This is a genomic window from Streptomyces halobius (assembly GCF_023277745.1).
Taxonomy (GTDB): domain Bacteria; phylum Actinomycetota; class Actinomycetes; order Streptomycetales; family Streptomycetaceae; genus Streptomyces; species Streptomyces halobius.
Genome location: NZ_CP086322.1, coordinates 9,222,580 through 9,239,126, shown reverse-complemented (window position 1 = coordinate 9,239,126; position 16,547 = coordinate 9,222,580). Strand labels below are relative to the sequence as shown.

The 16,547-nt window shown below is 69.7% G+C and carries 13 protein-coding genes and 2 pseudogenes; 8 read left to right on the top strand and 7 right to left on the bottom strand.

The window, feature by feature from the left end; all coding sequences use genetic code 11:
* Both K9S39_RS41850 and K9S39_RS41845 read right to left on the bottom strand, forming a co-directional pair.
* Positions 1-518: pseudogene (locus K9S39_RS41850) on the bottom strand (ATP-grasp ribosomal peptide maturase); the annotation flags it as partial.
* Between the two features lie 194 nt (positions 519-712).
* Positions 713-979: a putative ATP-grasp-modified RiPP gene (locus K9S39_RS41845; protein WP_248861247.1), complete on the bottom strand. Its 267-nt coding sequence runs from the start codon at positions 977-979 to the stop codon at positions 713-715.
* A 63-nt stretch (positions 980-1,042) separates the two neighbouring features.
* On the opposite strand from K9S39_RS41845, the gene K9S39_RS41840 reads away from it, so the two are divergent.
* Together K9S39_RS41840 and K9S39_RS41835 are read left to right on the top strand one after the other, a co-directional pair.
* On the top strand, positions 1,043-1,669 hold the full coding sequence (locus K9S39_RS41840) for a hypothetical protein (RefSeq protein WP_248868538.1): 627 nt from the start codon (positions 1,043-1,045) through the stop codon (positions 1,667-1,669).
* A 78-nt stretch (positions 1,670-1,747) separates the two neighbouring features.
* Positions 1,748-2,821 carry a hypothetical protein gene (locus tag K9S39_RS41835; RefSeq protein ID WP_248868536.1) on the top strand — a complete coding sequence of 358 codons (1,074 nt, stop codon included), beginning with the start codon at positions 1,748-1,750 and terminating at the stop codon, positions 2,819-2,821.
* Positions 2,822-3,156: 335 nt separating this feature from the next.
* Here K9S39_RS41835 and K9S39_RS41825 read toward each other — a convergent pair whose 3' ends face one another.
* From K9S39_RS41825 to K9S39_RS41815, 5 genes and pseudogenes are all read right to left on the bottom strand, one after another.
* Complete coding sequence (locus tag K9S39_RS41825) at positions 3,157-3,540, bottom strand: hypothetical protein (RefSeq protein WP_248868535.1); 384 nt, start codon at positions 3,538-3,540, stop codon at positions 3,157-3,159.
* 171 nt (positions 3,541-3,711) lie between these two features.
* Entirely contained in the window at positions 3,712-4,038 is a 327-nt protein-coding gene (locus K9S39_RS43290) for a helicase associated domain-containing protein (RefSeq protein ID WP_406708112.1), read from the bottom strand.
* Between the two features lie 391 nt (positions 4,039-4,429).
* Positions 4,430-4,951 (bottom strand): helicase associated domain-containing protein, encoded by a 522-nt coding sequence (locus K9S39_RS41820; RefSeq protein WP_248868534.1) that lies wholly within the window; start codon positions 4,949-4,951, stop codon positions 4,430-4,432.
* A 497-nt stretch (positions 4,952-5,448) separates the two neighbouring features.
* Positions 5,449-5,634, bottom strand: a pseudogene (locus K9S39_RS43285) (DEAD/DEAH box helicase family protein); the annotation flags it as partial.
* A gap of 108 nt (positions 5,635-5,742) precedes the next feature.
* Positions 5,743-6,036: a DEAD/DEAH box helicase family protein gene (locus K9S39_RS41815; RefSeq protein WP_248861252.1), complete on the bottom strand. Its 294-nt coding sequence runs from the start codon at positions 6,034-6,036 to the stop codon at positions 5,743-5,745.
* A 255-nt stretch (positions 6,037-6,291) separates the two neighbouring features.
* On the opposite strand from K9S39_RS41815, the gene K9S39_RS41810 reads away from it, so the two are divergent.
* From K9S39_RS41810 to K9S39_RS41785, 6 genes are all read left to right on the top strand, one after another.
* A complete protein-coding gene (locus K9S39_RS41810) occupies positions 6,292-7,323 on the top strand; it encodes a TniQ family protein (protein WP_248868533.1) in 1,032 nt (343 codons plus the stop codon).
* 471 nt (positions 7,324-7,794) lie between these two features.
* Positions 7,795-8,256 (top strand): hypothetical protein, encoded by a 462-nt coding sequence (locus tag K9S39_RS41805; protein WP_248861254.1) that lies wholly within the window; start codon positions 7,795-7,797, stop codon positions 8,254-8,256.
* Between the two features lie 459 nt (positions 8,257-8,715).
* The gene (locus K9S39_RS41800; protein ID WP_248861255.1) at positions 8,716-10,353 is read left to right on the top strand and encodes a hypothetical protein; all 1,638 of its coding nucleotides are present in this window, start codon (positions 8,716-8,718) and stop codon (positions 10,351-10,353) included.
* Positions 10,350-11,096: a hypothetical protein gene (locus K9S39_RS41795; RefSeq protein WP_248861256.1), complete on the top strand. Its 747-nt coding sequence runs from the start codon at positions 10,350-10,352 to the stop codon at positions 11,094-11,096. Before K9S39_RS41800 ends, K9S39_RS41795 begins: the two co-directional genes overlap by 4 nt.
* Positions 11,097-11,099: 3 nt before the next feature.
* Positions 11,100-15,683 carry a hypothetical protein gene (locus K9S39_RS41790; RefSeq protein ID WP_248861257.1) on the top strand — a complete coding sequence of 1,528 codons (4,584 nt, stop codon included), beginning with the start codon at positions 11,100-11,102 and terminating at the stop codon, positions 15,681-15,683.
* Entirely contained in the window at positions 15,680-16,540 is an 861-nt protein-coding gene (locus tag K9S39_RS41785; RefSeq protein ID WP_248868532.1) for a hypothetical protein, read from the top strand. The genes K9S39_RS41790 and K9S39_RS41785 overlap by 4 nt, the downstream gene beginning before the upstream one ends.
* Positions 16,541-16,547: the final 7 nt, after the last annotated feature.

The window sequence follows — 16,547 nt, the reverse complement described above, 5'->3', positions numbered from 1 at the left end:
TCCAGCGCGCCGTCCGGGGCGGCGATCTGCTGGGCGAACACCTTCTTCGCGACCACGGTCACCCGCACATCGCCGGTCTTGGGGATCTCCGCCTGGAACAGGTGCGCGGTCACCGCGAGCGAGTCGTCGAAGGAATCCGGATCGACGCGCTGAGCCCAGATAGCCCCGGTGTGCCCGTCCTCGCTGCGGGGCAGGCCGCGGAACGTCTTGTAGATGACACGGCCGTGTCGGGCGGCGAACTTCCGTGCCTGCTCGACGTCGTTGGTGACCAGGGTCGGCGGGATCGCAAGGCCGAGCTCGGCGAACCGCTGGAGCTGGGCGGGCTTGAAGTCCGTGCGGGTCACGGCGGACGGGTGGTTGACGTACAGCGCGCCGTGCAGGTCGTTGAGGACGCCGCCGAGTCCGTGTCTCGCCTCGGCGGCGGCGAACTCCCGCTGCTGCTGGGGCAGGTGCTCGTACCGGGCGGCGTACGGGGTGGGGCGGCGGTAGTAGACCGCCGCCACCTCCCCCAGCTCCACCTCCCGGCTGCCGGTGCGCAGCCGCCCGCCCCACGCCGGGACTGTACGCCGATACGGAACCCGAAGGTCAGGGCCGGTCCGACGGCGGGGGGTCGACGCGTACGACGGGCACCTCACGCTCGTTCAGCGGCGATGACCCAGTCCGCGGTGACGTCTTCCAGCGCGGTGACGACCAGGACGGTGGAGGCCATCGGTCAGTCCGACTCGTAGTCGGTGGTGTGGTCGTCCTGGGCCTGCGGCTGCGGGTTCTGCCCGTCGCCGCCCCCGGACATCGACGCGGTGCCGGTCGTCCTCGACGTGCCGTGCTTGCCCATCTCCACAACCTGGCCGGCGCTGTCGGTGTAGCGGGCGGTCTGCGAGGACGCGTCCAGCGTCACCGTCGCGTACGACGGCGGGCCGACCGGCAGCCGGTCGGTGACTAGCCGCATCGCCCACGGAGCCTCGGGTGCAAGCGTCGCCATGCGAAATCCCTTCCCCTCATGCCGAAAGCGGTCAACCGGGCGGCTGCCGCCTGAGCAGAATCGGTGCCCGACACCGGCCCTGACCAGTACCGTAGGGGTCGCGAACCGTGGCGAAAATGCCACGCTCCGTATACGCAGCGGGGAGGGCGAGAAGGCGATGGCAGCAGATCCGGCAACCCGCACCTGGCACTGTGGATCGCGGCGACGGGCCTGTCCCACGGCGAGATCGCCCGGAGGATCGCCGCGGCGGGCAAAGCCCGAGGCCACCGGCAGATCGCGCCGGACGCCACCCGCATCCGGCGGTGGATCGACGGCGAGAAGCCCCGCCCGCCGGTGCCCGCCCTGCTCGCGGAAGTCCTCTCCGACGCGGTCGGCCAGCCGCTCACGCCTGGTGATCTCGGCCTGACGGCCACCGGCCCGGTGCTGGATAGCATCCAGCTCCCGCTGCTGACCGAAGCAGCCGCCCAGGCCCTGGCCGGATGGACGCAGATGGACTTCATGAACCGCCGCGACACTCTCAAGCTCGCCCTCGGCGCCCCGCTGATCCTCGCCGCCGAACGGATGCTCGGCGGCACCGCCCGCGCGCTGAACCACGACCGCAAGGGTTTCGACGCCGACACCGTCACCGCCCTCGAAGAGGTGACCGCCTTCTTCACCAAGGCCGACGCCTCCAAGGGCGGCGCCCTGTAGCGCTCGGCTATCGTCGCCCAGCTCGACGAGGTCGCCCGCCGCATCCAGGACGGCGTCCCGCCGACGCTGAAGACCCGGGTGTTCGCGGCGACCGCCAACCTGGCGGCGCTCGCGGGATGGGTCAGCCATGACGCAGGCCGCTACGGCATCGCCCAGCGCCTGTGGAGTTACGGCACGTACGCCGCCGGCGAGGCCGGGCAGCGCGACCGCGGGGTGGAGATCGTCACCCGCATGTCCCACCAGATGATCTACCTCGGGCACCCGCAGGACGCCCTCGGCCTGCTCGGCGTCGCCGCCAAGAAGGCCACACTGCCCGCGACGAAGGCGCTGGTCGCCTCGCAGACCGGGCGGGTGCACGCGGCCCTCGGCGACCAGCAGCAGACCGAGCGGCACCTTGGCGATGCCGACGAGCTCCTGGCAGGCGGGCTCGGCGACGACATCCCCGAGTGGGTGGCGTACTTCGACGCGGCCGAGCACGCCGGCGCCCGCGCGGTCTCCGCCCGCGACCTCACCGGACTCGGCCGGAGCAAGCAGCCCGCGAGCATCCACTTCGAAGACGCCCTCACGCTGAGGAAGCCCGGCTTCGGCCGCGTCCGCGTCATGGACCGCGTCGGGCTCGCCGCCGCGCTGTTCGACGAGGGCGAGGCCGAGCAGGGTGCCGCCGCGGCCCACCAGGCACTCGACGACGCCGCCCGCATCGACTCCACTCTCGTCGCCTCCCGGCTCAACACCCTGCTGGACGCGCCCGCCCGTACGAGACCGCCGCCGTCGACGATGTACGAACGCGGGCGCGGGATCTCGCCGCCGCACGCCCGACCACGATCGCCGCCTGAGACCATCGAGCGCATGGGCAAGCACTCGCGTCCCGGACCCCCCAACCAGCCCTCCCGCGCCGTCCCGCGCGTTAACGCCGACGACCCGCTCGCCGCATACAACAAGCGCCGCCGCCCGCCGATGGACATCTACCGCCGTCACCGTCCGGTGCACGGCGGCGCCGGCCACCTCCGGCCCGACGAGCCACGGGTCCTGGAGGAGTGGGGACGACTTCACCTACCAGGTGGTCGGCACCGCACCGAACCTCGCGGCGGCCCAGGAGTGGGTGAACGAACTTCAGATCGGCGACGAGCCGGCTGCGTAAGGGCCGTTCGGTGAGGCGAGCACCGTCTGCAGCTCGCCAAGGCCTGCCGCGGAAGGCCGCTGGCGGATGGTTCAGGCGGCGAAGCCGATGTTGGAGACGTACTCGTACTGGCCCCACTGGGAACCAGATCGGGAAGGACGTCGGTGGTCCAGGCGTCGTCGAGAGTTTGCAGGTCGTTGTTGACCCCGGCGGTGACGATGCGGTGATCAGGGCGCAGCGTACGGCGTTCGGGGGGAGCCGGAGTGGGCGAGCAGCTCGTGGGGCTGGGGGCGGTGGGCATCAGGTTGTCCTCACCATGATCTTGACACATCGTTGCCTTGGGATCAGGTGCGGTCTGGCAAGAGGGCGGTTACCAGTAGAGGAAGTCTGCCCCGTACCGGTCGAGTCCGGCCACCAGGGTGACAGCGTCATCCGCCACCTCCCGGCGCTGCTCTGGTCCGCGGACATTGTGCTGAGCACTGTTTGTCTGACCCGTGCGGTATCCCTGGGCAAGGCGGCGGAAGGTGACCGAGGGGGAAAAAGAGTCCTTGGGCGCGTCTTGGTCCACGAGTACGTCAGGAAGGCCGCCGTGCACTTCGGAGGTGATCCAGAGTGCCCAGTCCACCAGCTTTTTCACCGCCCGCGCGTCCTGTGCGGCGCAGTCGAGCAGGACCGTCCGGCAGTCCTCACATTCCTCTACCGTCGCGTAGAACAGCTCGTCTGCCAAGACATCGCTCGGGTCCGCCAGCAACACGGACGGCGGCGAAGATCGTGTACCCGGCCCGCCTCGGAGTGTGTATGGACAGCGCTGGTTGCGGTCTCTTCCTCGGCTTTCTCGGCAGGTTTACTGGCCGGCATCACAGCTCCTCGTTCCTCATCGTCGTTCGTCGTTTGAGGTGGGGGCGGTCTTCTTGCGGTCGGTGGGTCAGCGCCATCGCATGTCCAGCGCCTGAAGGGCATTGATCTGCTGTGTGGTGAGCCGGGTGACGTTACGGCGTCGTTCGGACAGCCAGCGTCGCAGATGGAGCGGGTCGCCTTGGTCGTTGCCTCGGTAAGTGGCGGGGACGGCGAGGTGCTGGTGGGCGCGGCGGAACAGGTAGGCCTCCCGCAGTCCTTTGTGGAAGGCCCAGGCCGAGTATCCGCGGGTCGGCGCAGTAGGTAGGCGAGAGGGTGGCGCAGGGGAATCTGGCCGAGGAGTTCGTGCTGGGTGGTGGTGAGGCGGGGCAGGGCGGCGATCTGGTCTGCCAGCCATTCGCTGTAGGGGTTTTCGGCCTGTTCGGAACCGTGGTCGGGGAAGGGCACCTTGTTCCGGCGGGCGGCGGCCACGACGGCGGCGTAGGTGCGGCGCCACTGCCCGGTTTCGTCCCAGCGGCTGTTCCACCAGGGGTAGATCTCGTTCAGGGCACGGTAGTAGCAGTAGGGCAGTTCGCGGCGGTCCGCTTCGGCGCGGAGCCGGGAGAGCCGTGCGCCCAGGGGGATGCCGCCATGGGATTCGCCATGGGCTGGGACCAGGTGGCCGTGCCGGGCTACATAGTCGCGCGCCACGTCGAGGGTGAACTCGATGCTGGTGCGGGAGTGTTCCCATGGCATGTCCAGCAGGTCGAGGGCGTCGGCACGCTCCGGCAGAAGCATGCCGTGCTGGTTCAGGCTGCGCTGCGTGCCCAGCCACCAGCCCAGGTAGAAGCCGTCGGGGGTTTGGTAGCGGCCGGGACGTTCAGGTGGCCGTGTTGGGTGTGGAATGCCTGTGCGTGTGCGTAGGCGGCATCCCAGATCTGGTTGGGGGCGGGGGTGTGTTTGGGGTGGAGCAGGTCGATCAGTTCGTCGGCGCGCAGCGGGCGGGCGGGGGTGTAGGGGCGCAGGGTGCGGTCGCCGTTGAGGAAGTGGATGCGGTCGAAGACGAGTTCGTCCCAGACGCTGAGGCTGATGAGGATCTGGTGCAGCAGGTGGAAGCTGGTGCCTTTGACGCCTTCTTCGAGCTGCTCGTCCGGGCTGAGGTAGACGGGGACGATGATGCGGGCGATCTTGCCTTGTCCGGGGGTCTGGCGCAGGGCGCGTCCGACGGCCTGGAGGATCTGGATCGGGCTGCTCTTGGGTTCGGCGAACAGGATGGAGTCCAGGGAGGGGATGTCGACGCCCTCGGTGAAGCAGTTGCAGTTGCTGAGCACTGCCCGCCGCGGAAGATCCTCTCCGGCGGGGGGCGTGGGGCGGGGGTGTCGATGAATTCCTGGACCCGTTCGCGGCGGGCGAGGGGACGGATTCTGCTGTGGACCACGTTGCTGACCAGGCGGCAGCGCATGTACGGCGGCATGAACTCGGCGGTCTCGGCGAGGGTGTCGGCGTAGGCGGATGCGTCGGCGATGTAGGTGTGGAAGGTGAGGGTGCGTCTGAGGTCGTAGAGGTGCTGGGCGTGCAGGAGGGCGACCTGTGCGGCTGCCAGGCGTAGGCCTTCGCTGGTGGCGTCGATGCGTCGGGGGTTGCGCAGGGCCTGTCTGAGGTCGTTCTCGGTGACTTCGACGGCGACGATCTCGTAGTCGGCCAGGAGTCCTTGGGCGATCGCTTCGGCCAGGGAGAGGCGGTAGACGACGGGCCCGTACAGACGCGGGTCGTCCATGGAGCCGAGGATGTCCTCGCCTGCGTCGGGGGCCAGAACGCGGGGGGTGGCGGTCATGTGGAGGCGGTAGCGGGCGGGGATGAGCGCATCGTCCAGGACGTGCGCCCAGGCTTTGTTGCCGTCGCCGGCGGTCCGGTGGGCTTCGTCGCAGATCATGAGGTCCCAGCGGGCGAGGTGATGCTCCCGGTGGGCCTCTTCGACCTTCGCCTGCGAGTGATAGGTGCAAAAGACGTTCAGCGGCCCGAAGGCTGCTGCCCGGGCGGCGTGGTGGGGCCAGTTCCTCGGCCGAGGTGACGCGCAGGAGACCGCCGGGCACCGTGCCGCCGCCGTCCTCCCAGCAGACGGTCAGGTACAGCCCCCGGCGGCCCTCGCGATGCCAGACTTGTGCGGTCTGGTAGAGCAGTTGGATGTTGGGGGCGAAGAGATCACATTGCCGTGCGGGGCGATGCGGTGGGCGACGTGGAGGGCGACGTGGGTCTTTCCGGTGCCGGTGGCCATCACGACGCTGGCGCGGGCGTAGTGGTCGAGGAACGCGGAGACGGCGTTACGGACGGCGATGGCCTGGTGGCCACGCAGCGGGGTGACGAACGGATCTTCCTGGTCTTCGGTGAGCTGGTCTTCGGATGCGGTCCCGAGCACCGGTCTCCCCCTCGTGATCATGTACCGGGAATCTCATGGTCAGCGCGGATATGGTGGCCGGTTGCCCTTTCGAGGCCAGTTCACCCTTTCTGGCGTATTGGACCGGTGAGGAGGGTTCGACAACACGGAGACGGCGCAGCATGACAGGCGCCGGGCTGCTGAGTGGCGGCCGCCACCAGCAAGCAGGGAGGGGGCAGGGGGTGGGGTGAACAGGCGGCCCAGGCATGGCTGTTCGGCCCTCGGCAGCCGCTACCGGTGCACGTGCCGCCGGTGCGGGGGGAGTCGACCGGCAGTTACGTCAGCCGGCTGGCACACGGTCAGGGACTTCAGCTGGAGGAGCTGCTGGAGCGGGTGGGCTTCGGGCAGGCCTCGCGGGATCCGGCGCGGGTGCGGGCCTACCCCTCCACCACCGAGCTGTACGTCAACGAGCAGGGGCTTGAGTATCTGGCGGTGCTGTGCGGGAGCACGGCCCGTGCGCTGCAGGAGGATCTGCCGAGCACGGCCGCCCACCTGCTGGAGCCGACCACCGGCATGGAGCCGGTGTGGACGTGGCCGTGGCTGCCGCGCCAGGGGCATCTGGTGCCGCTGTGCGGGACGTGCGCCGCCGTCGGCGGGGTGCACGAGACGGTGTGGATGATCAGCCCGGACCGCTGGCGGGTCTGCCTGGAGCATCTGCGGTTTACCGACAGCGACTCCACCGGGGGTACGTGGGGGCTGTCGCTGAAGCTGCTGCCGGAGACCATCGCAGCCCACCGGGAGCGCGAGGTCCTGCACCGGCGATACGGGCCGGCCGGTGAGGAGTTGTTCGCCGACGCCTTCCAGATCACGGTGCACTGGTGGACACACCTGCCGGGCACCCCACGCTGGGTGCAGCGGGCGCGGGACGCGGGCCTGAGGGCGCACGCGGTGCCCACGGCGCCGCTCGTTCTGATGCCGGAGGCGGCGGCCGTGGCCGCCCACCTGGCCGCCTTCGAGCACGCCAACAAGCGCGACGGGCAGGCCCGCACCCGGTGGATGGATCAGATGCGGGAGCAGATGGACCAGTGGGGTGTCGACTTCCCGGTCGGCCGATGGGCGTTGATGGACTGGCTGCAGCGGCACAGCGTCCCCGCCGCCGCTACGTCCGAGGCCGCCGGCGAGCGCAGCCGCAGGCCCGCGTCGGGCGTCGGCCTGCCGCAGGAGCTGCGGCTGTCGCCCGGCCATACGCAGGTGGCACAGCCCACCGAGGTGCTGGGGGCGGCGTCATGTCTGCCCTGGCAGCTGGGACAGCCCGCATGCGACATGTGAGCCCCGGCAGCCGGGCAGGGCGGCCTGCGGGCGGCACCCCCAGCGGGAGACCCGGAGCTGACACGGCTTGCGCACCGGAACGGACTGGGCCTGGCGGGCTTTCCTGGACCGGGTCGGGCAGGGCAAGGCGTCCGCGGATCCTGCGCAGGTGGAGAAGTGCCCGCAGTACACCGAGATGTACGTGAACGAGGCCGGGCTGCGTTACCTGGCCGTTCTGGCCGATCGGCCCCCGGACGTTCTGCAGCGGGCCCTGCCCAGCCTGGGCACAGCCCAGCTGCTGCCGGGTCAAGAAGAGGCAGTGTGGACGTGGCCGTGGGAGCCGCCCGCGGGGCACCTCGTGCGGTACTGCGCACTGTGCGCGCGTGGCCGCGGAATCGGTGAGGCGGCATGGCTGATGTCGCCGGACAGCTGGCAGGTCTGTGGACGCCACGCGTACTGGTGTGATGACCCCGCAGCCATGATCCGGAGTTCGTGCGGCTGGCGCGGATTGAGGAGGTGGTGGAGGCGCACCGCTCGCGTCGGCGGCTCGCCGCACGCCTGGGGCCGGCTGGCGAAGAGCTGTTCGCCGACGCTTTCCAGGTCGCGGTCCACTGGTGGACGCGGATGCCGGACACCACGCGCTGGGTGCAGCGGGCCTGGGCGGCCGGGCTGGGAGCCCGGGAGGTACGGGCGGCACCGCTGGTGATCTACCCGGAGGCGGCGGAACTCGCGCGCGCCATGCTGGGCTTCGAACGCATCGGGCAACGGGATGCTGTGGGGCGTGCTCGGTGGCTGAAGGGGATGGAAAAGGTGATGGACGACCCGGCGCGTCCGGCGGGCCGTCACCGCCTGGTGCTGGCCGTGGGCCACAACCGCATCGCGTCCGGAACTGGTTCTTTGGACCAACGCTCTTACCTTCCCTGGCAGTTGGGAATGACGGCTGCGGAAATGTAGCCTTCACCTGCCAAACCGGGTGGTTTCCTGGTAAGGGTTTTCCGTTTCAGGTGAGCCTGTCATCCCGGCTGCTACTCCGCCTCCGGCCTGCCCGCGCTGTCTCCCTCGGTCTCGGGCACTAACCATCGGTCCCCGCCTTGTCTCCGCCTGTCATGCCGGCATTGAACCGCCGGAAGGCAGCCCGGCGGGCCGTCTTCACAGCAGTGAGGGCTCGGCAGGGTGATCGGCAACATCCGGCTCACCGAGCGGCGCCGTACGGTCCTGACGCGCTCGCCACACGCTGGTTTGGAGCGCGCGGTGGGGGAGGGACTGGGGGTGGGCGCGTTGCAGGTCGTTGCGTTGCCGGCCTGGCTTCCGATGCCAGAGGGGTCGTTTTCATCCGTTTGGTCGCGATCCGCATGGGTGGCCAAATAGCCTCTTTTCGTATGTTTTGTCAGTGCTGACTGCTGCACTGACGGCATGACAGAACACAAGGCGTTCCTCGACGGCTCGAACCGTGCGGAGGATCACGACTTCGACCCGATGGTCCAGGCCCTGCTGGACCGGGAGGAACGGCGGCTGCTCGCCTCGGCACCGCCAGTCCCCGACGGTATTGACGAGTGGCACGCGCTGGTGGCCGAGGCTGGCTTCGTCCGGCGCAGCTCAGTCCTGGCCCGCGGAGCACCGTTGCACCGGATCGATCAGAGGCAGGCGTGGCAACGGTTCCCCCGTGATCGCTACGACCCCCGCACGCTCGCCCTGGCTGCGCTGGAAGCGGTGGTGAGCCGTCAGGAGATGGAGGCGGAAGCAACCACCGAGGAGGTGGTGGAGTTCCTTGCCTCTCTGGCGGCGTCAGCGGCGCCCGAACGGGATGCCTCGGAGCACCTGGCGGTGGCCCGGTTCGTCCTGCGTGAGCTGCTGAATGACGCGCAGGACGGGGAGGAGTTCGACGTCTCGTACAGCGACTATCGCGAGGGGCACAGCCGGGTGACCCTGTCGCTGCGGATACTGGAGGAGGGCTTCGGTCGACGTGGCCAGGCCGTGCTTCGGGCCACGACTCCGGCCATCAACCTGCTGCTGTCCGGGCTGGACCACGACCTGGAGGACGTCCAGGCGGCGAAGGACATGATGCTGCGCCGCCAGGTGGATACCGGCCGGTGGAGCCGGGCGGAAGAGAGCGCAGCGGAGAGCCTGAAGCTGTCCCTCATGTACTGCGAGCGGGTGCGAGCGGTACTGGAGGAGACCGAACGCGATGTGCGGGCGGTGGACTGGGGTCAGGACGTGCCCAAGCTGCTGCAAGCGTCCCGCGAACACCTCGGTGAACGGCATCGCGTGGAGCGCGAACTGATGGAGTACATGCGCGGGGTCCGCAACGACGTGGAGGACGCGGACGTACGGCGTACCTGCGAACGGATCCTGCAGTTGCTGGGTCGGGCCCATCTGCGCCACACACAGCTGCTGGAGAAGGTCATCGACGCCCGTCCGGCGTTCTTGCGCTCGCAGGCCGAGCAGCGTTTTCGGCCTCCCCCGCGCCTGGCGCTCGTGGGGATGCAGAAGGACGTACTGGAGCCGGTGCTCTGCCTCGGTGTCGAGGACGCCGAGGCCGTCGTGATCCTCTTCGCCGACGCGGCCGGCGGGCCGGTGATCACGCACCGGCCGCGGCTTCGGGACTGGTGGGCATCGTTGCTGGCCCCGGCGCGCGAGGTACAGGAGACGTGCCCCGACGAGGACATCGAGCTGATTGCCGACGACGCCGGTGAACTCGACATGTACAGCGAGGAGGACGTCGCTATCGCCCGCACCGTGCTCATGGAAGCCCTGCGTGCACCGGTACGGCTCTCCCGGCTGCTGGAGCAGGCGCTGGCGCACCGGGTGGAGGCTGCCGACCTGCTGGCCGTCTGTGTCCTGCGGGCCTTCGCCCCGGACCCCGAGGAGGACGAGGAGGAGGCGATGGCGGACGAGTTGGCGGACCTGCTGGGAGAACTCCTGGTGGTCCTCGACGACGGCGCCGTCTTCGATCTCGGCACCCTCGCCGGCAGCGATCTGCTGCTCGTCCCCGCCCAGTCGTTGATCCCCGATCCCACGTGCGCCGAGGACGACGTGGAGGTCCTGGCATGACCACTACTGCGTATGTCTACTCCCCGGCTGACCTGGCCGACGCCTCCGCGTTGGTGCGGTTCGGCTGCCAGCCGCGCCTGCGGCCTTTGGGCATTCCCCAGTACCGGGATCTGCTGCAGCGCTACCGCCTGAACGGGCCGTTCCGCGACGCGGTGGACGCGGCTGCGGACGGCCTGGACATGGACCTGATCGAAGCTCACCAGGTCGAAGGGCTGATCCTGCACCCCCGGGAGGGTTCGTGGCTGTCCTACCGTCTCAAAGACCACCCCAAGCTGGGGGTCAAGGACCGCCTCGTCCTCGGGCTCGTCCACATCGCCATCGCGGCCCGCGCCTACCCCACCCCGGCGGACTTGGAGGAAGAGAGCGTCAAACGGACCTCGCTCACTGAGGTCGACGACTTCCTGCGGCGGCTCACGGACCGGCTCCGCGAAGCAGCCGTGGACGCGGACGGCCTGGCGGTGCCTCACGCCGAGCTCCAGGCCGCCTGGCGCGTGTACGCGAAACTCCCGCCCTCCCAGCTGACGCCGACGCGACAGCTGTCGCAGTCCAGCACCCAGCGCGTGATCAAAGAGGCGCTGGACTGGCTGGTGGACCAAGGGATGGCCTACGGCGCCGACGAGCTCGGGCCTGGGCACTACCGGCTCGCCCACCGCTTCCGCGTGCAGGTGCGAGAAGCAGCCGCCACGGCGGCCTTCACCGTGCTGTGCGACCTGCGCCGCGCCCACCTCGCCGAGGAGGACTGACTCATGCTCCAACTACGACGTTTCCGCCTGGAGAACATCGGCCACCGTGCGGCCGGGTTCAAATCGCTCGTCCTGGACCTGACCGGCGGACCGAGCTCCATCGACGGCAGGCTCGTGCAGCCGGTGGACGTGATCCTGTGGCTGCGCAACGGCGGCGGCAAGTCGAGTCTGCTTTCGCTGTTCTTCAGCCTGCTGCTGCCGGCCAAGAAGGACTTCATCGGGGCTCTCAAGGCCAAGTCGCTCGCCGAGTACGTCCCTGACGGGCAGGTCTCCCACGTGATCGCCGAATGGGGGGACTCCGAACGGCCCGCGGCCGGCGCAGTGCTGCTCGCCGGAGGGGTCTATCAGTGGCGCGACCGTCAGCGCCCGGCGGACTTGAGCAGCGGCTGGGAACGCCTGGAGCGCCGCTGGTACCTGCTGCGGCCACAGCCCGGCGGTCTGGAACTGGAGTCATTGCCGGTGCGCGCCGAGGGCGGCCAACTCACCATGAGCGCGTACGTAAAGGCGCTGGAGGCGGCGTACAAGCTGGAACGCCGGTTGCAGCTGGTCGTCGCAGACGAGCAGTACACGTGGGAAGAGCAGCTGGAAAGCCATGGTCTGGACCCTCAGGCCTTCAAGATCCAGAAGGCTATGAATCAGGAAGAGGGCGGCATCACCGAGCTGTTCAAGTTCCGCACGGTCGAGGAGTTCGTCGATTTCCTCATCGACATGATTGTCGATGCGTCCGCGCCCACAGCGGCGCGTGCGGCGCTGTCCAAACACGCCGACAAACTCGCCGCCCGGCCCGCGCGTGAACTGGAGGAACGCTTCCTTGCCGAAGCGGTCCTGCGGCTGCGACCGGTGCAGAAGGCCACAGCTGAGGTCGCCGTCGCTGAGCAGACGCTCTGCCAGCAGGTCCGGCTCGCGCGTCGCGCCGGCGAACACATCCAGGCCCAGGCCGAGCACCAGGAACAGGAGTCGGCCTCCTTGCGACAGCGCGCCGAAGCCGCTGAACGTGAGGCGCAGGAGGCCGACGGCCGGGTCGAGGACCGGCAGCGGCACGTGGCCGCAGTACGGGAGGCAGCCGAACGACTGCGGGTGAGCGATTGCGAAGGGGAGCATGCCACGCGATTTGAGGCAGTCGGTGCCGCGGGGCGGGAGCACACGGCCTGGCAGGCGGTCCCCTTGCTCCTGGAGCTGGCGGACCGGGAGGACGAGCGGCGGCAGGTCAACCGGCTGCTGGCGCGTGCCCATAGTGAGCAGGCCCCGCTGCGGGAGGCTGTAGAGCAGGCCGGTGCCGCGCTGTACGCCAAGCTCGAGGATGGCCTCACCCGACTTGCGGGCGAGGCAGACCAGGCGCGTGCCGAGCTCGAGACGGCCACCGCACAAGCCCAGACGTGCGAACGAGGGTACGAGGAGGCGGTGGCCGCGGCCGGCCATGCCGAGAGCCGTGCTGCATCCGCCAAGGCCCACTGCAAGGACGGAAAGGCGGAGCTGGCGGCCGCCCGCCGCGCGGGCGTGCTCAGCGAGCGGGAGGAGCCACACGAGGCTCTGGAGCGCCTCGTCCACGCGGAGGAGGCGGCCCGGGAACAGGTGGAGCAGGCACAGCGTCAGCTGGAGGTGGCCCGCGAGCGTACCAGCGATACCGCGGCGGAGCGGGTGTCGTACGCCGGTCGGCTCAGTGCTGTGCGGCAGCGGCACGACCAGGTATGGGACCAGTGGAACACGCTGACCCAAGAACGCCGAGAGCTGGTCGGCGAGCCGCGTCTGAGAGAACTGGCGGGCATCGGGGATGCGGCAGGTGAGCTGGACCTGGATGAGGTCGGAGCTGACCTCATCGCGATGCTCACCGACCGGGTAACGGACGCGGACGCGGAACTGGCCGCCGAGCGTGCCCGGGCGTTCGAGGATGAGCGGCTGCGCGCCGCGCTGGACCAGGACGGGTTCTGTCCGCCGCCCCACGAAGTCGAGCAGGCCGTCGCTGCCTTGCGGGAGCGCGGTGCCAACGCGGTAGCGGGGGTGCAGTTCCTACGTGAGACCGTACCCGCCCACCAGCATGACGAAGTCCTCGCGGCCATCCCCCATCTGATCGGCGGAGTGGTCATCTGCGGACCGGTGCCTGGTGATGATGTGGCGGCTCTGGCCCGGCAGGCCAATGTCGCGCTGTCCACGGTGATCGCCATCGGGACCGACGACCAGGCCCGCGCCCTGCTGTCCCAGCCACCGGGCGGCATCGCGGTCCTGCCGCTGCGCCCCTCGGTCCTGGAAGCCGATGCCGGCGAGGAGGAACTACACCGCGTCAGTGCGCGTCTGGATACCCTGGAAGAACGTCTTGCCACCATCACCGTGCGGCGTGAGGCCGATCGCGCCCTCATCGTGCGGCTACGGAACCATCTGGAAGCATTCGGCACGCGGGCGCGCGCCGCCCTGGAAGAGCTCCTCAGCCGACTCGACGACGAGGTGAACACGCTCACCGAGCGCACGAGCACTCTGGCCCAGCAGGCAGCAGAAGCCGAGGACGCCAGCTGCCAGGCGGAGCGCCGGCTCGCTCACCACACGAGCGCACTGATGGCGCTCGCACAGGCACTCCCCCAGATCCGGGCCCTAGTGGAGACGGCCCGCATGGTGGAGCGCTGGGCAGCACAGGGGCAGCGGGCCCGGACCGAGGTCCGTGAACACCGGGCTGATGCACGGGGGTTGAAGAAGCGGTGGCATAGCGCCCAGGAGCACAAGCGGGCTGCGGAAGCAGCGCTTCGGCAGTACCGGGAGCGCGCGGAGCGCTGGGCCGGTTGGGTGGAAGAGATCGGACAGGAGCTGTCCGCCGAGGTCATCGACGCCGCACGTCCGGCTGCAGTACCCGAGGCAAGCGCGCAGGCTCTGCGTGAGCGCTGGGGACAGGCTCGTCGGGACTGGCGAGGCGGCATCAGCGACACCGCCCTGCAGCAGCGGCTCACCACCGCCGAGACGGCCATCGACGGCCTCAACCAGAAACTGGTCAAGGCCGGTTCCACGGCACGCACGCGGGCGGCGGAACTCGCTCAGCAAGCCGACGCGGCGGATACCGAACGCCTCACCGCCCGCATCGCCACCGCCGCCGAGGCCCTCAAGAAGGCCGAGCGGGCAGAGACCGAAGCGGGCCTGTTGCACCGGCAGGCCACGCGAGCCCACGAAGCGGCGGCCGCCGCGCTGGAGGACCTCGTCCCGGGTGCGGAACGGCTCGCCCTCCCCAGTACCCAGGCGGCTCAGGAGAAGCTGCAGGCAGAGGAACAGCTTCTGGAACGGGACCGCAGCCTGGCCCAGGTGCGGCGGCTGGACGCCGAGAAGATCCACCGCAGCGCCGATCTGGCAGGCAGTCATTCCGCACGACTGCGGCAATCGGCCGGTGCTCTGAGTATGGCTGCCGACCACCAGCCACCCGATCGGAGCGCCGACGGCGACGCGGACCTGACCATTGACGCTCTCCTGCTTGAACAGCACGGCCTGTCCGCCGTGACCGCTCAGACCTTGCAGCCGCAGGATGCCGAACGGATCAGGGACGCCCTCCTGCGCGAGGTCACCCAGGCCGCACGCGCCCTCGAGAAAGCAAAGAACACCCTCCGCAAGCACGTACAGCAGGTGGAACGGCTCGCCCTCCAGCCGGAGTACACGCCGGTCGTCGACGGACGGCTGCGGGAACGTCTGCAACAGGACCTGACCACACCGGCACGGCTGGCCGCGCTCCTAGCAGACGTCGAAGAGCGCGAGCGGCAGGTCATCGCGCTGCTGGCCGAGTCCGCCGAGGACCAGGCCCGGGTCGTCGATGCCTGCGCGAGCACCGTCGAAGCAGTTCTGGACAGCGTGGAAGAAGTCGCCCGCCACTCCCGCCTCCCCAAGAATTTGGGCAACTGGTCCAACCAGCGGTTCCTCTCGCTGGAACTGCGCCAGCGCGCCCGCGGGGACGAACTGGCCCGCAGACTGTCCGCCGAGGTCGACCGGCTCATCGCCTCGCTGCCAGCCACCGCCGCAGGACGGGCCAGCGCCCTGCCCGAAGCGATGCCCCTGGCCAAACAACTGGTCCTGGCAGCGCTCGGCGGCCGCGACAACATCGTCGCGAAAATCATCAAGCCGACACAGAACCTGGACACCGTCGAACGCGAATCCGTCACCGTGATCCAGAAGTTCAGCGGCGGCGAACTCCTGACGGTCTCCGTACTGCTGTACTGCACACTCGCCCGGATGCGCGCCGCCCAGCGCGACCGCCGCATCCCCGGCGGCGTGGGCACGCTGGTCCTGGACAACCCCTTCGCAAAGGCCAACTACGGGCCCTTCCTCGACCTGCAGCGCCGCGTCGCCGGGGCCCACGGCATCCAGCTCGTCTACACCACCGGCTCCAACGACCTCCCGGCACTGGGCCGCTTCCCCCTCATCATCCGGATGCGCAACGGCGTGGACCTGCGCACGAAACGACGCTACGTCCAGATCCTCGAGCGCTACGGAGACGCCGTAGCGGCCGGCGTCGCCCGCGCTCAGGACGACGACTGCATCGCCTCCGCCCATCTCCTGCGCCGCAGCGCCCTGCCCCCTAAAGCCGGTCCACGCGCCGAGATGCCCGAGGAGGAGGCCGGGTGAGCGCCGCCGATCGCATGGCCGCATGCCTCGCCCGGCAGGCCCGCCAACGCGTCAGCTTCGACGCACTGGCAGCCGCAGCCGACGAGGGCGACTCCAGCCTGACCACCTCGCCACGGCGCCGACGCATCCTCGCTGACGCCGCCCAGACCCTGAAGAATCGCGGCCTGGCCACGCTACCCAAAGGCAGTGACGGATGGGACTACAGCGCCCACCCGCCCCTGCCCCGCTGGGTCAAGCGCACCCAGGCCACCCGTCCACCCCGCCGCCGGCCCGCACCACGGGCGTACGTAAAGCAACTGGACTTCGCCACCACCATAAAGCTGACGGCTGCCGATCACGCGCTGCTCGGCCCCATCAACACCCTGCTGCGGGACCAGCCGGATGCCGAGATCGTCCCGCTTGCCGACCGCTCCTACCAGTTGTTCGGCGACGAGAAACGCCTCAAGGACATCGAACGCCACCACCTCGTGGACAAAGGGCTTCTGGACCTCACCACACACCTGCGGGCACAGCCCACCCCCGCCCCGCTGGCCATGTACGAACTCGGGCCCGCGCCCTGGCTGCTCATCGTGGAAAACACCGCCGCGTTCACCAGCCTGCGCGACATCCTCAGCACCTGGCCCGACCGCAGCCAGGTCGGCTGGCTCGGCTTCGGCGCCGGCGACCAACTGACCGCCTCCATCCCCACCGCCCTGACCTCCTTCCACGAACGCGACCACCCCATCGACGACCTGCTGATGTACGCAGACCTCGACATCGACGGACTGCACTGCGCCCAGCACACCAGCCGCCGGGCACAAGCCGTCGGTCTTCCCCCTGAACCGCCCCGGGTGATGTGGAGGCTCGATTCCATGTAAGGATCAG